19 protein-coding genes and 1 pseudogene are annotated in these 16,124 nt (G+C 62.5%); 6 read left to right on the forward strand and 14 right to left on the reverse strand.

The features are described 5' to 3' along the window. Positions 1 to 16 precede the first annotated feature (16 nt). Positions 17 to 631 carry a LuxR C-terminal-related transcriptional regulator gene (locus SB756_RS20650; RefSeq protein WP_410911640.1) on the forward strand — a complete coding sequence of 205 codons (615 nt, stop codon included), beginning with the start codon at positions 17 to 19 and terminating at the stop codon, positions 629 to 631. 38 nt (positions 632 to 669) lie between these two features. Here SB756_RS20650 and SB756_RS20655 read toward each other — a convergent pair whose 3' ends face one another. Together SB756_RS20655 and SB756_RS20660 are read right to left on the reverse strand one after the other, a co-directional pair. Further along, positions 670 to 939 (reverse strand): DUF6555 family protein, encoded by a 270-nt coding sequence (locus tag SB756_RS20655; protein WP_016499664.1) that lies wholly within the window; start codon positions 937 to 939, stop codon positions 670 to 672. A 176-nt stretch (positions 940 to 1,115) separates the two neighbouring features. Further along, on the reverse strand, positions 1,116 to 1,328 hold the full coding sequence (locus SB756_RS20660; protein WP_341795553.1) for a general stress protein: 213 nt from the start codon (positions 1,326 to 1,328) through the stop codon (positions 1,116 to 1,118). Between the two features lie 259 nt (positions 1,329 to 1,587). On the opposite strand from SB756_RS20660, the gene SB756_RS20665 reads away from it, so the two are divergent. Next, positions 1,588 to 1,986, forward strand: a complete 399-nt coding sequence (locus SB756_RS20665; RefSeq protein ID WP_341795552.1) for an NUDIX hydrolase — start codon at positions 1,588 to 1,590, stop codon at positions 1,984 to 1,986. Positions 1,987 to 2,056: 70 nt separating this feature from the next. Here the strand turns inward: SB756_RS20665 and SB756_RS20670 are convergent, their stop codons facing one another. After that, positions 2,057 to 2,608: an ATP-dependent Clp protease proteolytic subunit gene (locus SB756_RS20670; protein WP_410911642.1), complete on the reverse strand. Its 552-nt coding sequence runs from the start codon at positions 2,606 to 2,608 to the stop codon at positions 2,057 to 2,059. 244 nt (positions 2,609 to 2,852) lie between these two features. Here SB756_RS20670 and SB756_RS20675 point away from each other — a divergent pair, with 244 nt between their 5' ends. Further along, a complete protein-coding gene (locus SB756_RS20675; protein ID WP_341795550.1) occupies positions 2,853 to 3,269 on the forward strand; it encodes a hypothetical protein in 417 nt (138 codons plus the stop codon). Positions 3,270 to 3,406: 137 nt separating this feature from the next. Here the strand turns inward: SB756_RS20675 and SB756_RS20680 are convergent, their stop codons facing one another. The 9 genes from SB756_RS20680 to SB756_RS20720 form a co-directional block, all read right to left on the reverse strand. Next, on the reverse strand, positions 3,407 to 3,994 hold the full coding sequence (locus SB756_RS20680) for a nucleosidase (RefSeq protein ID WP_410911644.1): 588 nt from the start codon (positions 3,992 to 3,994) through the stop codon (positions 3,407 to 3,409). A 56-nt stretch (positions 3,995 to 4,050) separates the two neighbouring features. Then, positions 4,051 to 5,157 (reverse strand): carboxylate-amine ligase, encoded by a 1,107-nt coding sequence (locus SB756_RS20685; protein WP_410911646.1) that lies wholly within the window; start codon positions 5,155 to 5,157, stop codon positions 4,051 to 4,053. Positions 5,158 to 5,163: 6 nt separating this feature from the next. Next, positions 5,164 to 6,117 (reverse strand): methyltransferase, encoded by a 954-nt coding sequence (locus SB756_RS20690; RefSeq protein WP_410911648.1) that lies wholly within the window; start codon positions 6,115 to 6,117, stop codon positions 5,164 to 5,166. Beyond that, positions 6,117 to 7,448: an iron-containing redox enzyme family protein gene (locus SB756_RS20695; RefSeq protein ID WP_410911650.1), complete on the reverse strand. Its 1,332-nt coding sequence runs from the start codon at positions 7,446 to 7,448 to the stop codon at positions 6,117 to 6,119. Before SB756_RS20695 ends, SB756_RS20690 begins: the two co-directional genes overlap by 1 nt. Positions 7,449 to 7,466: 18 nt before the next feature. Then, the gene (locus tag SB756_RS20700) at positions 7,467 to 7,664 is read right to left on the reverse strand and encodes a hypothetical protein (protein WP_016499655.1); all 198 of its coding nucleotides are present in this window, start codon (positions 7,662 to 7,664) and stop codon (positions 7,467 to 7,469) included. 60 nt (positions 7,665 to 7,724) lie between these two features. Continuing rightward, entirely contained in the window at positions 7,725 to 7,901 is a 177-nt protein-coding gene (locus tag SB756_RS20705) for a general stress protein (protein ID WP_016499654.1), read from the reverse strand. Between the two features lie 147 nt (positions 7,902 to 8,048). Beyond that, complete coding sequence (locus SB756_RS20710; RefSeq protein WP_410911775.1) at positions 8,049 to 9,332, reverse strand: NTP/NDP exchange transporter; 1,284 nt, start codon at positions 9,330 to 9,332, stop codon at positions 8,049 to 8,051. A 4-nt stretch (positions 9,333 to 9,336) separates the two neighbouring features. Next, positions 9,337 to 10,248: an aldo/keto reductase gene (locus tag SB756_RS20715; RefSeq protein WP_341795545.1), complete on the reverse strand. Its 912-nt coding sequence runs from the start codon at positions 10,246 to 10,248 to the stop codon at positions 9,337 to 9,339. Positions 10,249 to 10,337: 89 nt separating this feature from the next. Next, positions 10,338 to 11,198 carry a Dyp-type peroxidase gene (locus SB756_RS20720; RefSeq protein ID WP_341795544.1) on the reverse strand — a complete coding sequence of 287 codons (861 nt, stop codon included), beginning with the start codon at positions 11,196 to 11,198 and terminating at the stop codon, positions 10,338 to 10,340. 184 nt (positions 11,199 to 11,382) lie between these two features. Here SB756_RS20720 and SB756_RS20725 point away from each other — a divergent pair, with 184 nt between their 5' ends. Next, positions 11,383 to 12,276 carry a bile acid:sodium symporter family protein gene (locus SB756_RS20725; protein ID WP_341795543.1) on the forward strand — a complete coding sequence of 298 codons (894 nt, stop codon included), beginning with the start codon at positions 11,383 to 11,385 and terminating at the stop codon, positions 12,274 to 12,276. Positions 12,277 to 12,354: 78 nt separating this feature from the next. On the opposite strand, the gene SB756_RS20730 is transcribed toward SB756_RS20725, so the two are convergent. Then, positions 12,355 to 12,822, reverse strand: coding sequence for a beta-carotene hydroxylase (locus tag SB756_RS20730; protein WP_258911904.1), 468 nt, complete (start codon positions 12,820 to 12,822; stop codon positions 12,355 to 12,357). A 397-nt stretch (positions 12,823 to 13,219) separates the two neighbouring features. Between SB756_RS20730 and SB756_RS20735 the strand changes: the two genes are divergently transcribed. After that, positions 13,220 to 13,933, forward strand: coding sequence for an MgtC/SapB family protein (locus tag SB756_RS20735; RefSeq protein WP_016499648.1), 714 nt, complete (start codon positions 13,220 to 13,222; stop codon positions 13,931 to 13,933). 17 nt (positions 13,934 to 13,950) lie between these two features. Next, positions 13,951 to 14,460, forward strand: coding sequence for a GNAT family N-acetyltransferase (locus SB756_RS20740; protein ID WP_341795542.1), 510 nt, complete (start codon positions 13,951 to 13,953; stop codon positions 14,458 to 14,460). A gap of 22 nt (positions 14,461 to 14,482) precedes the next feature. On the opposite strand, the pseudogene SB756_RS20745 reads toward SB756_RS20740, so the two are convergent. Continuing rightward, positions 14,483 to 16,051, reverse strand: a pseudogene (locus tag SB756_RS20745) (diguanylate cyclase). Positions 16,052 to 16,124: the final 73 nt, after the last annotated feature.

The following is a 16,124-nucleotide window of genomic DNA, read 5'->3' on the forward strand; positions in this document are numbered from 1 at the left end:
CAGGGAGTTGCCAAGCGTGACGTGTCGCATCATCGTGGCGGATGACCATCCGCTGTTCAGGGAAGCCCTGGCACGCACTGTAAAGCGCGTGGTTGCGGGTGCCTGCATAGAAGAGGCCGGCAACCTGGATGAAGTAATGGCCTTGGCTGATGGCGGGGAAGTACCTGATACCCTGATCCTCGACCTGCGTTTCCCCGGGCTGGTGGACATCCAGTGCCTTGCGCGTTTACGCCAACAGTTTCGACGCACCACGCTGATCATCGTGTCGATGGTCGACGACCCCGCTATCGTCGAGCAGGTGATGGCTACGGGAGTCGATGGCTTCATCGGCAAAAGCATCGCCGCAGATGAGATAGGTGCGGCAATCCTCGCCATACGCAATGGCGAGGTGCTGGTCAGGTATGCGCCCTCAGGCTTGCTGCCCAACCTCGGTGGCGAATGTGCAGTGGGGCAACTTACCCACCGTCAGCAAGAAGTACTCCGGCTGATTGCCCAGGGCAAGACCAACAAGGAAATTGCCAAGGCCCTGAATATCTCCCCGTTTACCGTGCGCATACATGTCTCGTCGCTGCTCAAGCTGCTTGGGGTCAGCTCGCGTACGGCTGCTGCGGTGAAGTACACCGGCAGCTGACACCATAGGTCAGGGGCTGCCGGCGCTCAGATGGCGGGTTAGACCGTCGCCGCCGGGTCCCCCACCGACTGGTTCGGCTTGCTCCCCGAAATTCGCCAGCTCACCGCGGTAATCCCGTAGCGCTCGGCCATCGGCCGGCTGATCTTCCTGATCTTCTCACGCCCGAACTTGGGAATGATGCCGATACCCGCATCGCAACTTGCCCAATGCCAGGCCTCGGCATTGTCCAGGCGTTCCAGGCGAATGATGAAACTGCGCGGTTGGCCATGCAGTTGGTAATCGATGATGTAAAGCTGTGGGCTAGGCATCGCAGGGGGCCTCCTCTTCTCCATGGATGACTCCCTGATTGATCAGGCCATCGCCAGAAGATTCAAAATTTTGTCGAACAATTGGCACCAGCGGCCGTTACAGGTGCCAGAGCAGGCCTGTTCATGGGCGATTCCGGGTCGGCAAACCCGGAATCGCTGCGTGTCAGCAAGGGTGTTCACCGCTGACTGCGACCGCTGCCGTGGCTATTCTGGCCACCCTTGCGCCCAGCGTCCGAAGCACGCTGGCGGTCGTTGGCGAAGTTGCCGCCAGAAGCCTGCCCGCCCTTGTGACCCGCGCGCGAAGCCCGTTCCCGGTCGTTGGCAAAGTTGCCCGGGTTGGTTTCCTTGGTGCCGCCGCGCCGGCTTGTTCGCTCTTGGTCCTGCGCCATTTGGTTTCTCCTTGCGATGGATTGGCTGGTCGCATGAGCATGTGCCCTGCCTTTGTTCCGAGCGGCCGATTGCCGGGTCTGCTCAATGCTTTTGACTGCAGCTGACCAGTGGCACGAAAAGGACGCCGACAAAATGTTTGCGTGGGGTGCGCGATTAAAGGACAAATCCCTGTCTTGACCGTTCGTCGGATTAAACGCAACGTTTGTTTCTGCCAAGGGCCGAATCCTCATAAAACAAGCGCATCGCTCAGGAGGCCTGATGAAGTTGAACAAGGACCGCGCCACCATCATCTGCCGACATGGCAAGCAAACCCATAAATGGTTATGGGTGAGAAAGTCCAAAGGCGCCTGGACCCTTCCCGGTGGCAAGATTGAACCTGGCGAAACGCCCATGCAGGCAGCAGAGCGTGAATTGCTCGAGGAGACCGGGTTGCAGGCCGATTCCCTGACCTTGTTGATGCGCCACGAAACCCCCGAGCGAATGCACTACGTATTCGAAGCAGAGTTTGCCGACGCACCGCAACCCAAGGCACGGCATGAAATTGCCGATTACCGCTTCGCCCACCTAAACCAGGCTCCCGGGCTCAAGGGTGAAATCAAGTCGCTTATCCGCTCGCTACTGGCTTGCGACAGAACCACTGCGGCGTCAGTCCGGTAAGGCTGCGCGGAATGTTGTCGCCGAACCTCGGGAGCGGGTTTACCTGCCAAGAGGCCCGCAAAGGCGAACGCTAGGCATGCACACTCCACTGAACTGACTCCGGCTCGATGGGCATCTCGTCGATGGCATGAATCATCCCGTTCTCCAGGGCCTCGCGTGGGCTCAGAATTCGCGGGTGGGCCATCAGGTATCGCGGCACATCCAGCACCTGCGCCGCACCCTCGGTCCGTTCGGCAACGATCTGCGCATACAACTCCAGATCGTAATCGAGGCTCATTGCGTATTCGGCCATCCGCGCGTGGTCAACCGAACCATGCAAGGTCCAGTGAAACGGATGGAACAGGAACTTGCTGAAGCTGCACGCCGTGCGCCGCTCCCCCGCCAGGAACAGAATATTACCCATGGATTCCACCGTGCCCAGGTTGTGGGTATGCACCGCTACCGGCAATGCCCGCAAGAAGTTGTACAGGGTAAACCCGTAACTGCATTCGCCGCCCATGGTGGCGATGTTCAATTGCAGGATCCCGGCGCCCTGTTGCAACGCCCGCGAGCAGGTGTTGATCAGGTTGCCACAGGTCGACGAATTGATCGGCCCGGTGAAATGAATGATATGTCTGGCCATGCTTTCCTCCAGGGTTGGCAGGCATCCCTTGCACTGCTGGGTATCGTCACCCTGCCCGGCCACCTGCCAAGGCTGACCTTCCAAAAGCCTGATATGCGGTGGAAACGCCAGGGGCTGCAAAGTTCAACCCGGCATCGGTCTCTCCGTTGGTCAAGCGCGTTGAACCTCCGCTACTGATCACGAGTCGACCGATTCAGGACCGTCTTGAGGACCTGACGAGGGCCCTGTGCCCTGGAGGTGGAAAATGCGCTTTTCTGTGCTGATGGTGATGGTTGCAAGCCTGGCCAGTGGCCAAGCCCTGGCCGAAGCTTGCAATGTGCTGACCCGCTCCTCCAGCGATGCGGTAACGCCGGTGGACCGGCACACCTGCTACAGCTACAGCAATCTGCCTGCAGAAGCGATCAACTGGTCGTGCAGCAACGAGAGCAAGGACATGCTTAATAGCGAGAAGCGCAAGGTAGAGCGCTGTGCGGATGGCAGCGTTGGCAGCTGCATCGCGCCCTTGACTCAGGAAGCGCTGGCCAATCCCAAAGCCGTCGGTGGCGACAAGCCGGCTTTGCCCAAGGATGCCCGCGTGATCACCTACTACTACGATACTCCCAGCCTGGGCCAGGCACGAACCGACTGCGAGCGTAACAACGGTGTCTGGCAGACTCATTAAATCTTCTAACCCATGCCTGTCCCTGTCGCAGCAACTAGCTTGCTCATCAACTGCAAGTCAGCGGGTGCGCTATGGGACCGGCTCTAGCCGCGAACACCGGCAACGCCGGTGCCATCCACCGCGTTTTCGATCAGCGCTCAAACCTGGCTGAACAACACCCGCTTGAATGCCTCGGCCGCCAGGTGCACCTGCACGGCCCAATCCCCTGCGGCATCGCTGCCGGCATCATCGGAAATGTATTTCAGGCACACAAACGGAATACCTTCGTTAAGCGCTATCAACGCCAGCACGTAGGCTTCCATGTCGACCACATCATAAGGCGCGTCGCCATGGTTGACTTCGAAGCTGTCACCGCTGCCACAGGTTTCCAACGGCAGGCCGGGGATTGCTGCGCCATGTTCCAGGACTACCGGGATATCCGACAAGGGTGTTTCGTAACGGGCAAAGCCCAGCGGTGTCACGTCCATGTCGCGTTGTACAAAACGGTTACAGCACACCACCTGGCCCTTGCCATGGCGCTGGCTGCCCGCCGAGCCAAGGTTGACGATAAGTCTGGGCCTGCGGGTTGCAACCGCCTTGGTCAGTGCGATCGCCGCATTGACTTTGCCAATGCCGGTGAACACGGTGTTCACCTCGGTGAAGACATCGCCAGCCTCGGCCTCGAGGGCGAAGACGAACAGCGTGTCATCCAGGGAAATGTCGGGGAATTGCTTGATCAGCATCATGGAGCAGGTGTTTCCGCGTGGCTGCAAGGGGCGCGGCCATTGTCGGCCAACCCCGGCTAATTGCAAGTCCCGGCCGCCACTACGGCCTGCAGCGCCTGTGCCTTGTCGAGCCCGCCCTCGATGGCCTGGGCCAGGCGGTGCAACTGCTGGTCGGCATGGGTGCCGTCGCGCAGCAGGTGCCGGGCATGCTGACAGGCACGCTCGGCATCCACGCTGTCGACCGGCACCTGCTCCTGCAACTGGCCAAGCCAGCCTTCGGCCGTGACTGGCTGTTGCTCGTGCATACCAATGAATTGTGCATGGCGCCCATAGCGCATGGCGCGCCAATAGTTCTCCTGGGCGATCCAGCGCAGTTCGCGGTTGCTGGGCAACAGGTCATGGCGACCGGTAATGGCGTGCTCCACCAAATGGCGAAACAGCGCGGCGATGCACAGGGCATCTTCCAGTTGCGGGCAGCCATCGCAGATACGCAACTCCACCGTCGGGAAGCGCCGCGAAGGCCGAATGGCCCACCAGAAGTCGCCATCCACAGCCAAGGCACCGGTTCGCTGCAACAAGGCCCGGTAGCGTTCATAGGCGGCCCAGTCCGGCAAGGCCTCGGGCAAACCCATGTGCGGCCATTCCCCGCAAATCACTCGGCGGTAGCTCATGTAGCCGGTACGCTGGCCAGCCCAAAAGGGCGACGAGGTGCTCAGTACCAGCAACAACGGCAACCAGCCTAGCAAGCGGTTTATCAGTTGCATGCGGTCACAACCTGGCGGAACACCAACGTGCACATGCAAGCCGTTGAGCAGGCTTCGCCGGGCCACATGCCGGTAGTCATCGAACAGTTGCTGATAATGTGCCGGGGCTGCAGCCTTCTGCCGCAGCCAGGCGGCACTGGGGTGGCTGGCCGCACCGTAAAGTCCCATCCCCTCCTCGGCCAGCGCCACGCTCAAACGCTGCCGCCTCTGCTGGAAGAACTCACGTGCTTCATGAAGGTTGCTGAACACCGGGGAGGCCAGCTCGATCTGGCTGCGGAACATCTCCTGGGCAAAGTATTGGCCCAGCACTTCGCGACAACGCCCGATTACTGCAGGGCACGGTGTCGCAGGGACCTGCCCTGAGTCCAGCCTCACCAGCAGGTATTCCTCCTCGATGCCAAATGTGCAGGCCCGGGCCATGTTGCCTCAGCGATGACGGGTTACCGTGAGCGCCACGGCGGCGATGCGTTCGACCTGCTCATACCCCGGTTCGGCCAGTTGCTCGCCAAACACGTCAGGGTCGATCTCGCGGTACACCCAGGCCCATTGTGGCCCCGCCAGGCGCAAGCGGACAGCTTCGAGCAACGGGTCGCGGCCATCGACAATGGCCACGCCGGTGTATAGCAGCAAGGTGCCGTGGGGGGTCAGGCGTTCGCATGCCTGGTCAACGATGCGCAGCGACAGTTCAGCGCCCAGCGCACCACCGCCGTGGCGATAGGTGCGGGCGCTGCGGTCGAGCATGTATGGCGGGTTGGCGACAATCAGGTCGAACGTACCGGTGATGCCGTCCAGCAGGTCGCTGGGCGCTATCGACACATTACTCACCCCCGCCAGCGCCGCGTTGATCGTGGCGTAGCGCAACGCCAAGGGGTTGATGTCCACGGCGCTGACCTGCGCATGCTGGGCGGCGCGAGCGATCAGCAACGCACCCACCCCGCTGCCGCAGCCGATATCGACTGCGTGCTCGACCGGCATGGGGTTGTGCTGCAGGTGCTGGTGGATGACCTGGGCAAAGCGGTAGCTGTCCGGGCCGAAGAACACCGCATCGCTGGCGTCGGTGGGGAACGCTGAATGCACCAGCAGCAGGTCGTCCAGGCTGGACCAACGCACCGAACTGCCCAGCAGTTCGCCCCTTGAGACCAGCACCTGCGCGCGTTCGAGCAACTGGAGTTCATCATTTGATACAAGGCCTGGGGCGAAAGGTCGGCTCCAGCCGAACACGTCGCGCAAGCTGCTGGCCTGTCCGGAACCCTCGCGGGCATTGACGCGGCTGTGGGTCGCGGGTGTCACGCAGGTAAATCGGTAGCCGTCCGCGCGTAACCGCTGGCCCAGTTGCAGCAACGCCTGGTCGGCGTCGACTTGTGTGGCATCAAGCATCATCAGCGGGGTTCCTCCTGAAGCAGCCCGGTGGTGCGAATGTATGCCCGGGTCGCCGCCAGGCCCTCAGGTGTGGCATGGCGGTTGCCGGCCATGCGCCCTATCAACGCGGCGACTGCTTCACCGGGCATTTCGCCTTGTGATTCCCCCGGCGATTCGGGCAGGCCCCAGCTACCGGGCGCTACACGGCGGATCGTGGGCCGCCAGGTGTCGGCGATCCAGTCGTGCCACAGTTGTTTCTCGTAACTGTTGAACACACCGAACATTACCGCCGTGGGCCCTTCGATCAGCTTCCACCAGCGGCTGTGGGCCGGGTCCTGGCCCCGCACAATCCAGCCTTGGGCCTGCAACGCGGCAACGAACTCGGGCATGGCGCCAGGTGTGGCCAACCACTGATTGATAGTGCGCTGCTGCAGGCGGCAGCGGTCGGCATGCATGAACTGGCCGTAAATACGCTTGCGTTCCAGGGCTGCGAACAGTTCATCCTGCAGGTCGAACTGGCGGATCAGGTCAGCTGCCGCAATACCCAGCTCGTTCAGGCGATAACCGTTGCGCACCCTGTTGTAGAACGCCTTCTGGTCGTGATGGGGGCTGAGCTGGCGCAGGGCCTGAAGCGATAGCTGAGCGTGGCCGCTGGCGGCATTGTCGATCGTCACATGCAACTGGAAGTACTGGCCGTCGATGCCCAGCTCTGCCAGCTCGTAAGTGGTGATCAGCAGGTGCAGCGGTGGTTGTTCATAGCCGAGGTTATAGCCAATGACCTCAGGCAGGTGCGTGTTGCAATGCTGCCCCAGGGCCAGCTGCAGGCTGCCTTGGAGATACCGTGCATCGTCCAGTGGCATCGCCTCTACACACCCCAGGCGACCCAGCAGACGCTGGTAGATCAGCACATGATTGCAACGTGGGTCACCATTGCCAAGCTCTTCCAGGTAAGTCCGGATCAGACCGTGAAAACGTGGGTCGCCCCAGTGCTGCAGCGTGCCGTGCAGCCAGGCTCCATCCACCGCTTTGGTCGGTGCAACCTGTTGCAGAAACCACAGCGCATGGGCGCGGCAGGTAAAGAAGCGAGGTGGTGCGCCTTGCCGGCGTTGCTCAAGGTAGTCGGCGTAGCCGGCGGCGACATCGCCAGCGCACCTCGCGCTCCAGGCTGGCAAATTCGAAGGTGAGTCAGGCAGGTCATCCGGCAAACGTGCAGCACGTGAAAGTTGTTCGTCGAGCCATGCGTCGCTGCCGTCATAGTGGCCTGTCAGCATTGCCTGATAGCGCTGTTGCACGCTAGAGCGCTCGGCGGTCATTGGCAACATTGGAGCGGTGTCGCGGTTCATCACCCTCATGCCGTACTCCTTGTGGGCCTATTGGCTCGGTTTCTGCCCCGGCATCGGTTCCGGGTCGGGCGCAGGCTGCGGTGCCGGCTTGGTATCGGGTTGCTGCATCTGCAGTGATGGCTTGCTGGGGTCGGCATCCTTGCCCGGGTGGTCATTGTCGCGGTCAAAGCAGCCGCCGACCAAAGTCAGCGAGCCCATGAGGATGATCAGTGGAGTCAGTCGCATGGGTATTCCCCCTTTGGCTGATTGCAGTGCCAGGTCGCCCCGGCACTGCGCGTCGGTCAATTACGAGCGGCCGCCCTTGCGGCCCGACTCGTGCGGCATGTCCTTGCCAGAGGACTGGCCGCCCTTGCGTCCGGCTTCGGAAGCCTTGTCACGATCGTTGGCGAAGTTGCCTGGGTTCTTGTTACCGCCTTGGCTGCCTTGTTGGTTGCCGGTACGGCTGTTGTCTTTAGTGGCCATGGTGTTCAAACCTCGTATGACTTCGGAATGCACGGCAAGCTGCCGTACACAGGTTGGGAGTTCGGCGATATCGCGGGATTCGTTTTATTGCGAAGGGTTCGGACCGGCGGCGTTAAATAAGCGGCAACGCCATATTTGGTGCGCCTGTCAGTCGTGCGGCGGGTTATCCAGATGGGCCTGGCGGCGGCCCAGCCAGCTCCCGGTCGCAGCCCAGCCCAAGGCAATCACGGCGCCGATCAGCATCGCCAGTTGCGGGTGCTCACCCATTACGTCCAGCGCACGCTTGACCCAGCCGCTGAGGGCATCGCCGCCTCGGTAGACCACCGTGTCGATGAAGTTCTTGGCCTTGTACTTGTCCTCGGCGAGCAGCACGGTGAACAGCATCTCCCGCCCTGGCCGCACCAACGCGTACTCGCCGGCCCGGCGCACCACCATCACCACCACGAATACTGCGAACACCGGGGCCAGTGCCAGCCACAGGAAACCTGCTGCCATTACCAGCGGCACCGCCACCAGCAGCACCCCCACGCCCAAGCGCCGGGCCAGGCGCCCCGTGAGGAATACCTGAGTGAGGATGGCCAGGGCCTGCACCACCGTATCGATCAGGCCGAAGACCTGGGTTTGCCGGGTGCGGTCGGTGAAGGTTTCACTGACGATGCGCGCCTGCTCGAAATACAGGAAGGTGCTGACGCTGGCCAGCAACACCACGAACAAAGCGATGCCCAGCAGATACGGGGAGCGCAACACGGCGGTAGCGCCGGCAAACGGGTTGCCACCCAAGGGCCGCGAGCCCGCCCGCTCGACCTGTTCAGGTAGTGGGTGGCGCAGTCGCCAGCGCTGCAGGAACAGCGCGGCACCGATACTGCCCAGCAGAAACACTGCGGCCAGCACCAGCAGCCCGGAATGGCCCAGGGGGGCCACCAGCAAGGTGCCAAGGATTGGGCCGCTGAGCCCGCCCAGGCTGGCCCCGGCGGCCAGCAGGCCGAACAGGCGCTTGCCCTGCGCAGTGGAAAACAGGTCGGCGAGCACGCTCCAGGCCAGGGAAATGGTCAGCAGGTTGAAAACCGATAGCCAGATGTAGAAGGCTCTGGCGGCCCAAAGATCGTCCGGGTTGCCGGCAAACAGCGCCGCGAACAGCAACAGGTTGCTGGCAAAGAAACCGTAGGTCCAAGGCAGGATATACCTGCGCTGCACCTTTGACGCGAGCCAGCCAAACAGCGGCAGGCAGGCCAGGGTGGCGATGAAGGTGCCGGTGAATAGCCATTGCAGGTTGTCTACACCACCGGCGACGCCCATGGTTTCTCGCACCGGGCGCAGCATGAAGTAGCCGGTGAACAGCAGGTAGAACAACATCAGGCCGGCGATTACTGCTGGCCCCTCGCCGGGCTGAATGTTCAGCCCTTGGTCCAGGCGCCGCCGCCAGCCTTGCATGATGTCAGGCAAACTGCTTGATCAGCGCCTGTTGCTGCGCCTGGGTGAGCATGGGTGCTTGTCCGGCCTTGAGCTGGTCGAGCTGGCGATCGGGTCGGCCGGTGGCGGGGATTACCGTGGTCACTGCCGGGTGGCTGATGGCGAACTTGAGAAACAGCTGCGCCCAGCTGCCAATGCCTGCCTCAGCAGCCCAGCCGGGTAACGCCAGGTCCTTGACCTTGGCGAACAGGCGGCCATCGTCGAAGGCCCGGTTGATGAGCACCGCAACGCCCTTGTCCTGGCACAGCGGCAGCAGTTCGCGGGCAGCGTCGGGGGCATTGACCGAATAGTTGATCTGAATGAAGTCCAGCGGCTCGCTGCGCACGATACGGGCGACTTCGTCTTGGCCACTGTTCAGGTAATGGGTTATGCCGACATAGCGGGTCTTGCCCTGCCGCTTCAGCTCGCGGGCATAGGGCAGCTGGGTCTGCCAGTCACGCAAGTTGTGGATCTGTAGCAAGTCGACCTTGTCGGTGCGCAGGCTCTTCAGGCTGTCAGCCCATTGCGCTTCGGCGTCGGCACGGCTGTCGGCGGCGATTTTGGTGGCAATGAAGCACTGTCTGTGCCAGCCGCCCTCTTCCAGCAACTGCCCGAGGATGCTGTCGGCACCGCCGTAGTTGGGCGAGGTGTCGATCACCCGGCCGCCCCCTTCGAAGAATGCCTTGAGCACCGCTTTGAGCTGCTGATACTGGGCCGAGTCGGCTTGTACCTCAAAACTGCCGGAAGTACCGGCACCGATCACGGGTAACGCCTCACCGGTGGACGGTACTTTGCGGGTCAGCAAACCCGCCGGGGTGGCGGCGTGCAGCCAAGGGCTGACGGCGGCCAGCACCCCCAGCGTGGCACCCGCGCGTAGGACATCGCGACGTGCGTACATGGAAAAGCTCCCGTCATGAATCGGAAACTTTCAAGGCTAGCCGCACTATCCCGTGCCGGCAGGTGTTTCTGTATCTGGATGTTTAGTGATCAGGCCAGCAGCAGGCTCAGGTCAACACCCGTCTCGCCCATCGGCGGGCACCAGTAATAGCCACCGGTCAGTGGCCGACTGAAGCGGTACAGGCCGTCGATGATGCCGTCCTCGAGGCCGCTCATGCGCCGCAGCTGTACTTCAAATGCATCGAAGCTGTGGCCCAGGGCAACGAAGGCAAGGCCGGCGCCACGCTGGTCTGCCCAGGCCACCGAGCGACGGACCATGAATGCTTCGGGGTCAAAGCTTTCCTGGGCGGTGCGTTTGACGTGCGCAGACTCGGGCGCATCGTCCAGCTCTTCGTTGTCGCTCAGGCGGCGGCCGATGATGTTGTCCTGGTCAGCCTGGGGCAGCGACTTGAAGTACTCCAGGTCGTGCTTCCACAGCTGAAACGCCGCAAAGCTGGAGCCGTCGGCAGCAATGGCCGCCTGCACAGCGTCTTCGTCCACCGGGTTTTCGGTGCCGTCTTCATAGCCGGTCAGGTCATGGCCGCCACGGTGCAGGAAGCCGTCAACGCTGTCCGTCAGGCGCAGGGCTGGTGCCAGCGCGTGCTCCAGGGCCTGGGCGCGCAGTAGCAGATCGCCGCGCTCGTTACCGCGCAGCCACAGCCACAGCGCGTGCTGGGTGCTGGGGTTCTCCACGGCGGCGTCCAGCAGCGGGAAAGCTCGCAGGCCAGGCACAGCGCGGCCCAGGGCCTTGGCCAGCGGTGCACCGACACCCAGGATCAGCTGGTCGCCATCGACCTGTGGCAGCAAGGCATCCAGAGCGGCGGGCAGCGCCTCGGGTGATTGCAGGGTGAAAAACAGGTGACGGGCATGGGCCGGCACCGGGGTGGCAAGCAGCCCTTTCTGGAACGGCATGACAGGCTAATCCTCGGATAAAAGCGGAATGCTACTGCGCCTGCAGGCCTGCTGCAATGCGGCATGCAGCCTCGCCAAATGCCGCAGTTGGTAACAAACGGTTACCAATAGCTGGCCCTTTGCGATTAGCTATCAATCAGGCTCGACCTACACTGCTCGAGATCGTTCGCCCGAGAGACTGCCCATGACTGCCTCGCCCTTGCTCACCGCCTTTCTGCCGCTTGCCTTGGGCATCATCATGCTCGGCCTTGGGCTGTCGCTGACCCTGGCCGACTTCGCTCGTGTGGTGAAGTACCCCAAGCCAGTGGTGGTGGGCCTGGCCTGCCAGATTCTGCTGCTTCCGCTGGTGTGCTTCCTGATCGCCAACGGCTTTGGCCTGGAGTCGGCCCTGGCGGTGGGGCTGATGCTGCTGGCCGCTTCGCCGGGTGGCACCACGGCCAACTTGTTCAGCCATCTGGCCCATGGCGATGTGGCGTTGAACATCACGCTCACGGCCGTCAACTCGCTGATCGCGATTTTGACCATGCCGTTGCTGGTGAACTTGTCGCTGAGCTGGTTCATGGCCTCGGACCAGGCCATTCCACTGCAATTTGCCAAGGTCTTGCAGGTGTTCGCAATTGTCCTGCTGCCGGTCGCCCTGGGTATGCTGATTCGCCATTACGTCCCTGCTTTTGCCACACGCATGCAGAAGCCTATGAAACTGGTGGCGGCACTGTTCCTGGCCTTTACCATTGTCCTGGCGCTGGCCAAGGATTGGCAGACCGTGGTCGAGTACGCACCGGTGGTGGGCCTTGCTGCGCTGTTGTTCAACCTGCTGAGCCTGGCCGTGGGCTACTGGGTGCCGCGCCTGTTGAACATCCCCAAACGTCAAGCAATTGCCATCGGCATGGAGATTGGTATTCACAACGGCACGCTGGCGATTGCCTTGGCACTGAGCCCTTCATTGCTGAACAACCCGACCATGGCGGTGCCGGCGGCACTTTACAGCCTGATCATGTTCTTCACGGCGGCAGGGTTTGGCTGGTGGGTGAGCCGCGGGCATGTGGCCGCGCAGCCCGAGGGTGAAACCGCAAATTGATGGTGCAGACCTGCACTGCCCCTTGCAGGAACGGCACAAGGCCGCTCCTGCAAGGGGCCGAGCCAACCGCCCGGGTCGTTATTGCTGGCCCCGCTCGCGCCGAAGCTGCTGCTTCAACACCTTCAACGGCGGCGCATAGAAAAACCCGAACGACACACTCCCCGTGCGCCCCTTCACCGCGTGGTGCAACTGATGCGCACGGTGCAGCCGCTTGAGGTACCGGTTGACTGGCCGTGGCGCGCGCGGCCAATGCCGGTGAAAGAACCCGTCGTGGGCCACGACATACAACATGCCGTACCCCGCCACCCCGCCACCAATCCACTGCAAAGGGGCATAACCACTTTTGCCCAAGGCGACCAGCGCTGTGGCGATCAGCCCCAGCGCCACCAGGTACAGGTCGTTGGTTTCGAGCATGCCCAGGTGTGGCTCATGGTGCGAGCGGTGCAGCCACCAGCCCCAGCCATGCATGATGTACTTGTGAGCCAGCGTGCCAACGCCCTCCATGGCCACCAGGGTGCCGAACAATACGGCGAGATTGAACAGCATGGAACGGTCCGGTGGATGGCAAAGGGAGGCGCAAGGTTACCGGCTGCCCAGGTTTTTTTCCATGCGGGCGTGACCGGTTGCAGGCCACCCACGGATGAAGCCATCGTCATGTTTTCACCCTTGACCTGCTCTGCCACGCGGCGTATGGTCCGCGACGCAATTTTGCCTTCCTCAACAGGAGACCTGCCTTGGACAGTAGCCCCAGTCGCTTGCGACAGGCCCACGTGGCGCGCTAGCCCGGCAGTTTCCTGCACTGTCTGGCCGCTCTGGCAAGACGGTGGTTTCCTGTAACCCCCGCTTCTTCTCCCCTCCTCGTGGTCCTGCGCATTTTTCTGGTTTTTCAACCACGCCAACTGATGGCGTTCATGCGGGCGTGTGCCTGCGGAAGAGGTTTGCTATGGATTGGAAAGTATTTCTGCTGCGCGTCAGCATTGCCCTGCTACTCGGAGCACTGATCGGCGCCGAACGGCAATTGCGCCAACGCCTGACCGGGCTGCGCACCAATGCGCTGGTAAGTACCGGTGCCTGTCTGTTCGTGCTGATGACCCAGGCGGTGCCAGGCATGGCGCCTGCCGACGCGTCGCGCGTCGCCGCCTATGTCGTGTCGGGCATCGGCTTTCTCGGTGGCGGTGTGATCATGCGCGATGGTTTCAACGTGCGCGGCCTGAACACCGCGGCCACCTTGTGGTGCACGGCTGCGGTCGGCGTGCTGTGTAGCTTGGGGCTGTTGCTGGAGGCAGCATTGGGTAGCCTGGTGGTGCTATGCGCCAATATCCTGTTGCGTGATATCGCCCAGCGCCTGGACCGACAGGACGTGGTGCCGGCCAGCGAAGTGGAACAGCACTTCGAAGTGCGCATCGTCTGCCGCGCCGAGGACGAAATCCAGGTGCGCAGCCTGATGCTGCATAGCCTGGGCGATCCGCAGCTGCGCTTGCAGTCACTGCAGAGCGAAGACCTGGACACCCCTGCGCGCCTGGAAGTGCGCGCCGAACTGCTGGGCACTGCGCAGGCACCGGCGCAACTGGAGCGGCTGGTCAGCCGGGTCAGCCTGGAAAAAGGCGTAAGCTCGGTGCGCTGGCAATTACAGCCGCAGGTGTTGGCGGCGGACTAGAACGACAGGAGTGATTCATGCTTATCCGCCCTACCCTTGAACACGATGTTCAATCCCTGCCGGACATCGAGCGTTCGGCAGCCCAGGCATTTGTCGGCTGGCCGGGACTGGCCTGGCTGGCCCAGGGTGATGTGATGGATTGCGCTGCGCACAGGGCTTTCGTCGAGGCAGGTGGTAGCTGGGTGGCTGAGGATCCTGCCGGGCGCATTGTAGGGTTTGCATGTGCCCGGCTTGTGGGCCAGGCACTGCACCTTCATGAGCTATCGGTGCGCCAGGAAGCCCAAGGAAAAGGGGTCGGCCGCCGGTTGCTGCAGCAAGTCACAGATGCAGCGCGTTGCGCAGGTGTGGGCGAGCTGACGTTGACCACCTTTGTCGATGTACCCTGGAATGCGCCTTTTTATGCACGGTTCGGGTTTGAAATTATCGATGAGGGGCTGCTGGGCGAACGACTCCGGGGCATTCTTGCCAGTGAGCACGCTCATGGTCTGCAAGGGCGATGTGCAATGCGCCTCTGCCTTGCTCGTTAGCCGTCGGGGGCGCAAAGCCAGATCACGAATCAACGCCCAGCACCACACTCCCCGCCACACAATACCGGTCCCGCCCCTGCTGTTTGGCCTGGTACAACGCCCGATCTGCCGCCGCGACCAGCGCCTCAGCAGTCACGCCCTCCCGCGCCAGGTCGCCCACTGCGATCCCCGCACTGAACGATACCCGTCCCAACGGGCTGGCCGCATGCTCCAGCATCTGTCGGTGTAACAGTTGCTGCAGCTCCTGCACCAGCGCCTCTGCCCCACGGCCATCGGTGTCGGGCAACAACAGCGTGAACTCCTCGCCGCCATAGCGCACAGCCAGGTCGGCGGGCCGCTTCAAGGCCTGTCGCAGCACCTCGGCAAAGCGCCGCAGGCAGTGGTCGCCTGCCGGGTGCCCCTAGTGGTCGTTATAGGCTTTGAAGTAATCCAGGTCGAGCATCACCAGCGCCAGCGAATAGCCCTGGCGGCGGGCCCGGCGCAGCTCTGACTCGAACACCGCATCCAGCCGGCGTCGGTTACCCAGCCCGGTCAGGCTGTCGGTCAAGGCCAGCGCTTTCAGTGTCTGATGTGCCTGGAGCAGCGCCCGCTCTATGGCAATGCGCTCGCGCAACTGGCGCAGCACCACACCTGCGAACGCGGCCAGCCCGACCAGTAACAGCAACAGTACCGCCACCGATTTGATTGCATCATGCCGCCAGGGCGCGATGATCGATTCACGCGACAAGCCCGCCTCCACTACCAGTGGGTAGCTGGACAACGCGCGATAGCCATACAGCCGCGGCGTGCCATCGATCACCGCGACCGCCTCGGCTACCCCTTCTGCGGCATACGGCAGGTGGTTACGGAAAATCTCGCTGTTGGCCAGGCTGCGGCCTACCACCTGTGCCACGAACGGGCGCCGTACCAGGATGGTACCGTCGCGCTTGGCCAGCACCAGCGCGCCGCGTTCGTCGATCTTGAAGTCGCCGTAGTAGCGCACGAACCATTCCACTTTGATGGTGCCCAGCAATACACCGGCGAAGCTGCCGTCGGCATATTCCAGGCGCCTGGAAATAGGAATGATGAGATCGCCGGTCGAACGGCTGCGTACCACCGAACCGATACGTACCCCCCGGTCGGTGTGGTTGCGATGGTAAGCAAAGTAGTCGCGGTCGGCGTTATTGGCGTTGGGCGGGATTGCCGGCTGATCGGTAACGATCCAGCTTCCATCCGGGCCGTAAACGAACAGCCCGTGCAACTGCGGCATGATGCGTTTGTGCTGCACCAGCAAGGCATGCAGGCGCGGCCGGTCGATGCGCTCGAAACCGTCGCCTTCCAGGCGTTCGGCCAAGGCAGCGGTAATGGCGTCGACCTGGCGGATAGCGTCCTCGGCATGCTGCGCCGTGGCCCGGGCCAGGTTGCTGACCATGTTCTCGGCATTGCTGTAGGCGTATCGGTAGTCACGCCAGATGCGCCAGCCTTCCACCAGCACAAATGCCAGCATCACTACCAACATGAAAGCCAGTACCAGGCGGAACAGCCCCACGGCACGGCCCTCGCCTGTTAGCGCGAAAAGTCCGTCGTCATCCTGTTTCCTGGCTGCGCCCATTGGAGTCCCTGGCCATACCGCGTTCGCCGCCTTTCACTATAGTTCAGCGTCCCACAGACGAAACCGGAGGCGA

It is taken from the genome of Pseudomonas sp. SIMBA_068, assembly GCF_046534705.1.
Lineage (GTDB): Bacteria > Pseudomonadota > Gammaproteobacteria > Pseudomonadales > Pseudomonadaceae > Aquipseudomonas > Aquipseudomonas putida.

Bases quoted from the DNA above. Each gene is read 5' to 3' on its own strand.
- SB756_RS20675 (WP_341795550.1), top strand. From the start codon at position 2,853: ATGCGCTTTTCTGTGCTGATGGTGATGGTTGCAAGCCTGGCCAGTGGC.
- SB756_RS20705 (WP_016499654.1), bottom strand. From the start codon at position 7,901: ATGGCCACTAAAGACAACAGCCGTACCGGCAACCAACAAGGCAGCCAA.
- SB756_RS20740 (WP_341795542.1), top strand. From the start codon at position 13,951: ATGCTTATCCGCCCTACCCTTGAACACGATGTTCAATCCCTGCCGGAC.
- SB756_RS20680 (WP_410911644.1), bottom strand. From the start codon at position 3,994: ATGATGCTGATCAAGCAATTCCCCGACATTTCCCTGGATGACACGCTG.
- SB756_RS20710 (WP_410911775.1), bottom strand. From the start codon at position 9,332: ATGCAAGGCTGGCGGCGGCGCCTGGACCAAGGGCTGAACATTCAGCCC.
- SB756_RS20715 (WP_341795545.1), bottom strand. From the start codon at position 10,248: ATGTACGCACGTCGCGATGTCCTACGCGCGGGTGCCACGCTGGGGGTG.
- SB756_RS20730 (WP_258911904.1), bottom strand. From the start codon at position 12,822: ATGCTGTTCAATCTCGCCGTATTGTTCGGCACCCTGGTGGCCATGGAG.
- SB756_RS20720 (WP_341795544.1), bottom strand. From the start codon at position 11,198: ATGCCGTTCCAGAAAGGGCTGCTTGCCACCCCGGTGCCGGCCCATGCC.
- SB756_RS20665 (WP_341795552.1), top strand. From the start codon at position 1,588: ATGAAGTTGAACAAGGACCGCGCCACCATCATCTGCCGACATGGCAAG.
- SB756_RS20695 (WP_410911650.1), bottom strand. From the start codon at position 7,448: ATGAGGGTGATGAACCGCGACACCGCTCCAATGTTGCCAATGACCGCC.
- SB756_RS20670 (WP_410911642.1), bottom strand. From the start codon at position 2,608: ATGGCCAGACATATCATTCATTTCACCGGGCCGATCAATTCGTCGACC.
- SB756_RS20735 (WP_016499648.1), top strand. From the start codon at position 13,220: ATGGATTGGAAAGTATTTCTGCTGCGCGTCAGCATTGCCCTGCTACTC.
- SB756_RS20690 (WP_410911648.1), bottom strand. From the start codon at position 6,117: ATGATGCTTGATGCCACACAAGTCGACGCCGACCAGGCGTTGCTGCAA.
- SB756_RS20655 (WP_016499664.1), bottom strand. From the start codon at position 939: ATGCCTAGCCCACAGCTTTACATCATCGATTACCAACTGCATGGCCAA.
- SB756_RS20725 (WP_341795543.1), top strand. From the start codon at position 11,383: ATGACTGCCTCGCCCTTGCTCACCGCCTTTCTGCCGCTTGCCTTGGGC.
- SB756_RS20685 (WP_410911646.1), bottom strand. From the start codon at position 5,157: ATGGCCCGGGCCTGCACATTTGGCATCGAGGAGGAATACCTGCTGGTG.
- SB756_RS20700 (WP_016499655.1), bottom strand. From the start codon at position 7,664: ATGCGACTGACTCCACTGATCATCCTCATGGGCTCGCTGACTTTGGTC.
- SB756_RS20660 (WP_341795553.1), bottom strand. From the start codon at position 1,328: ATGGCGCAGGACCAAGAGCGAACAAGCCGGCGCGGCGGCACCAAGGAA.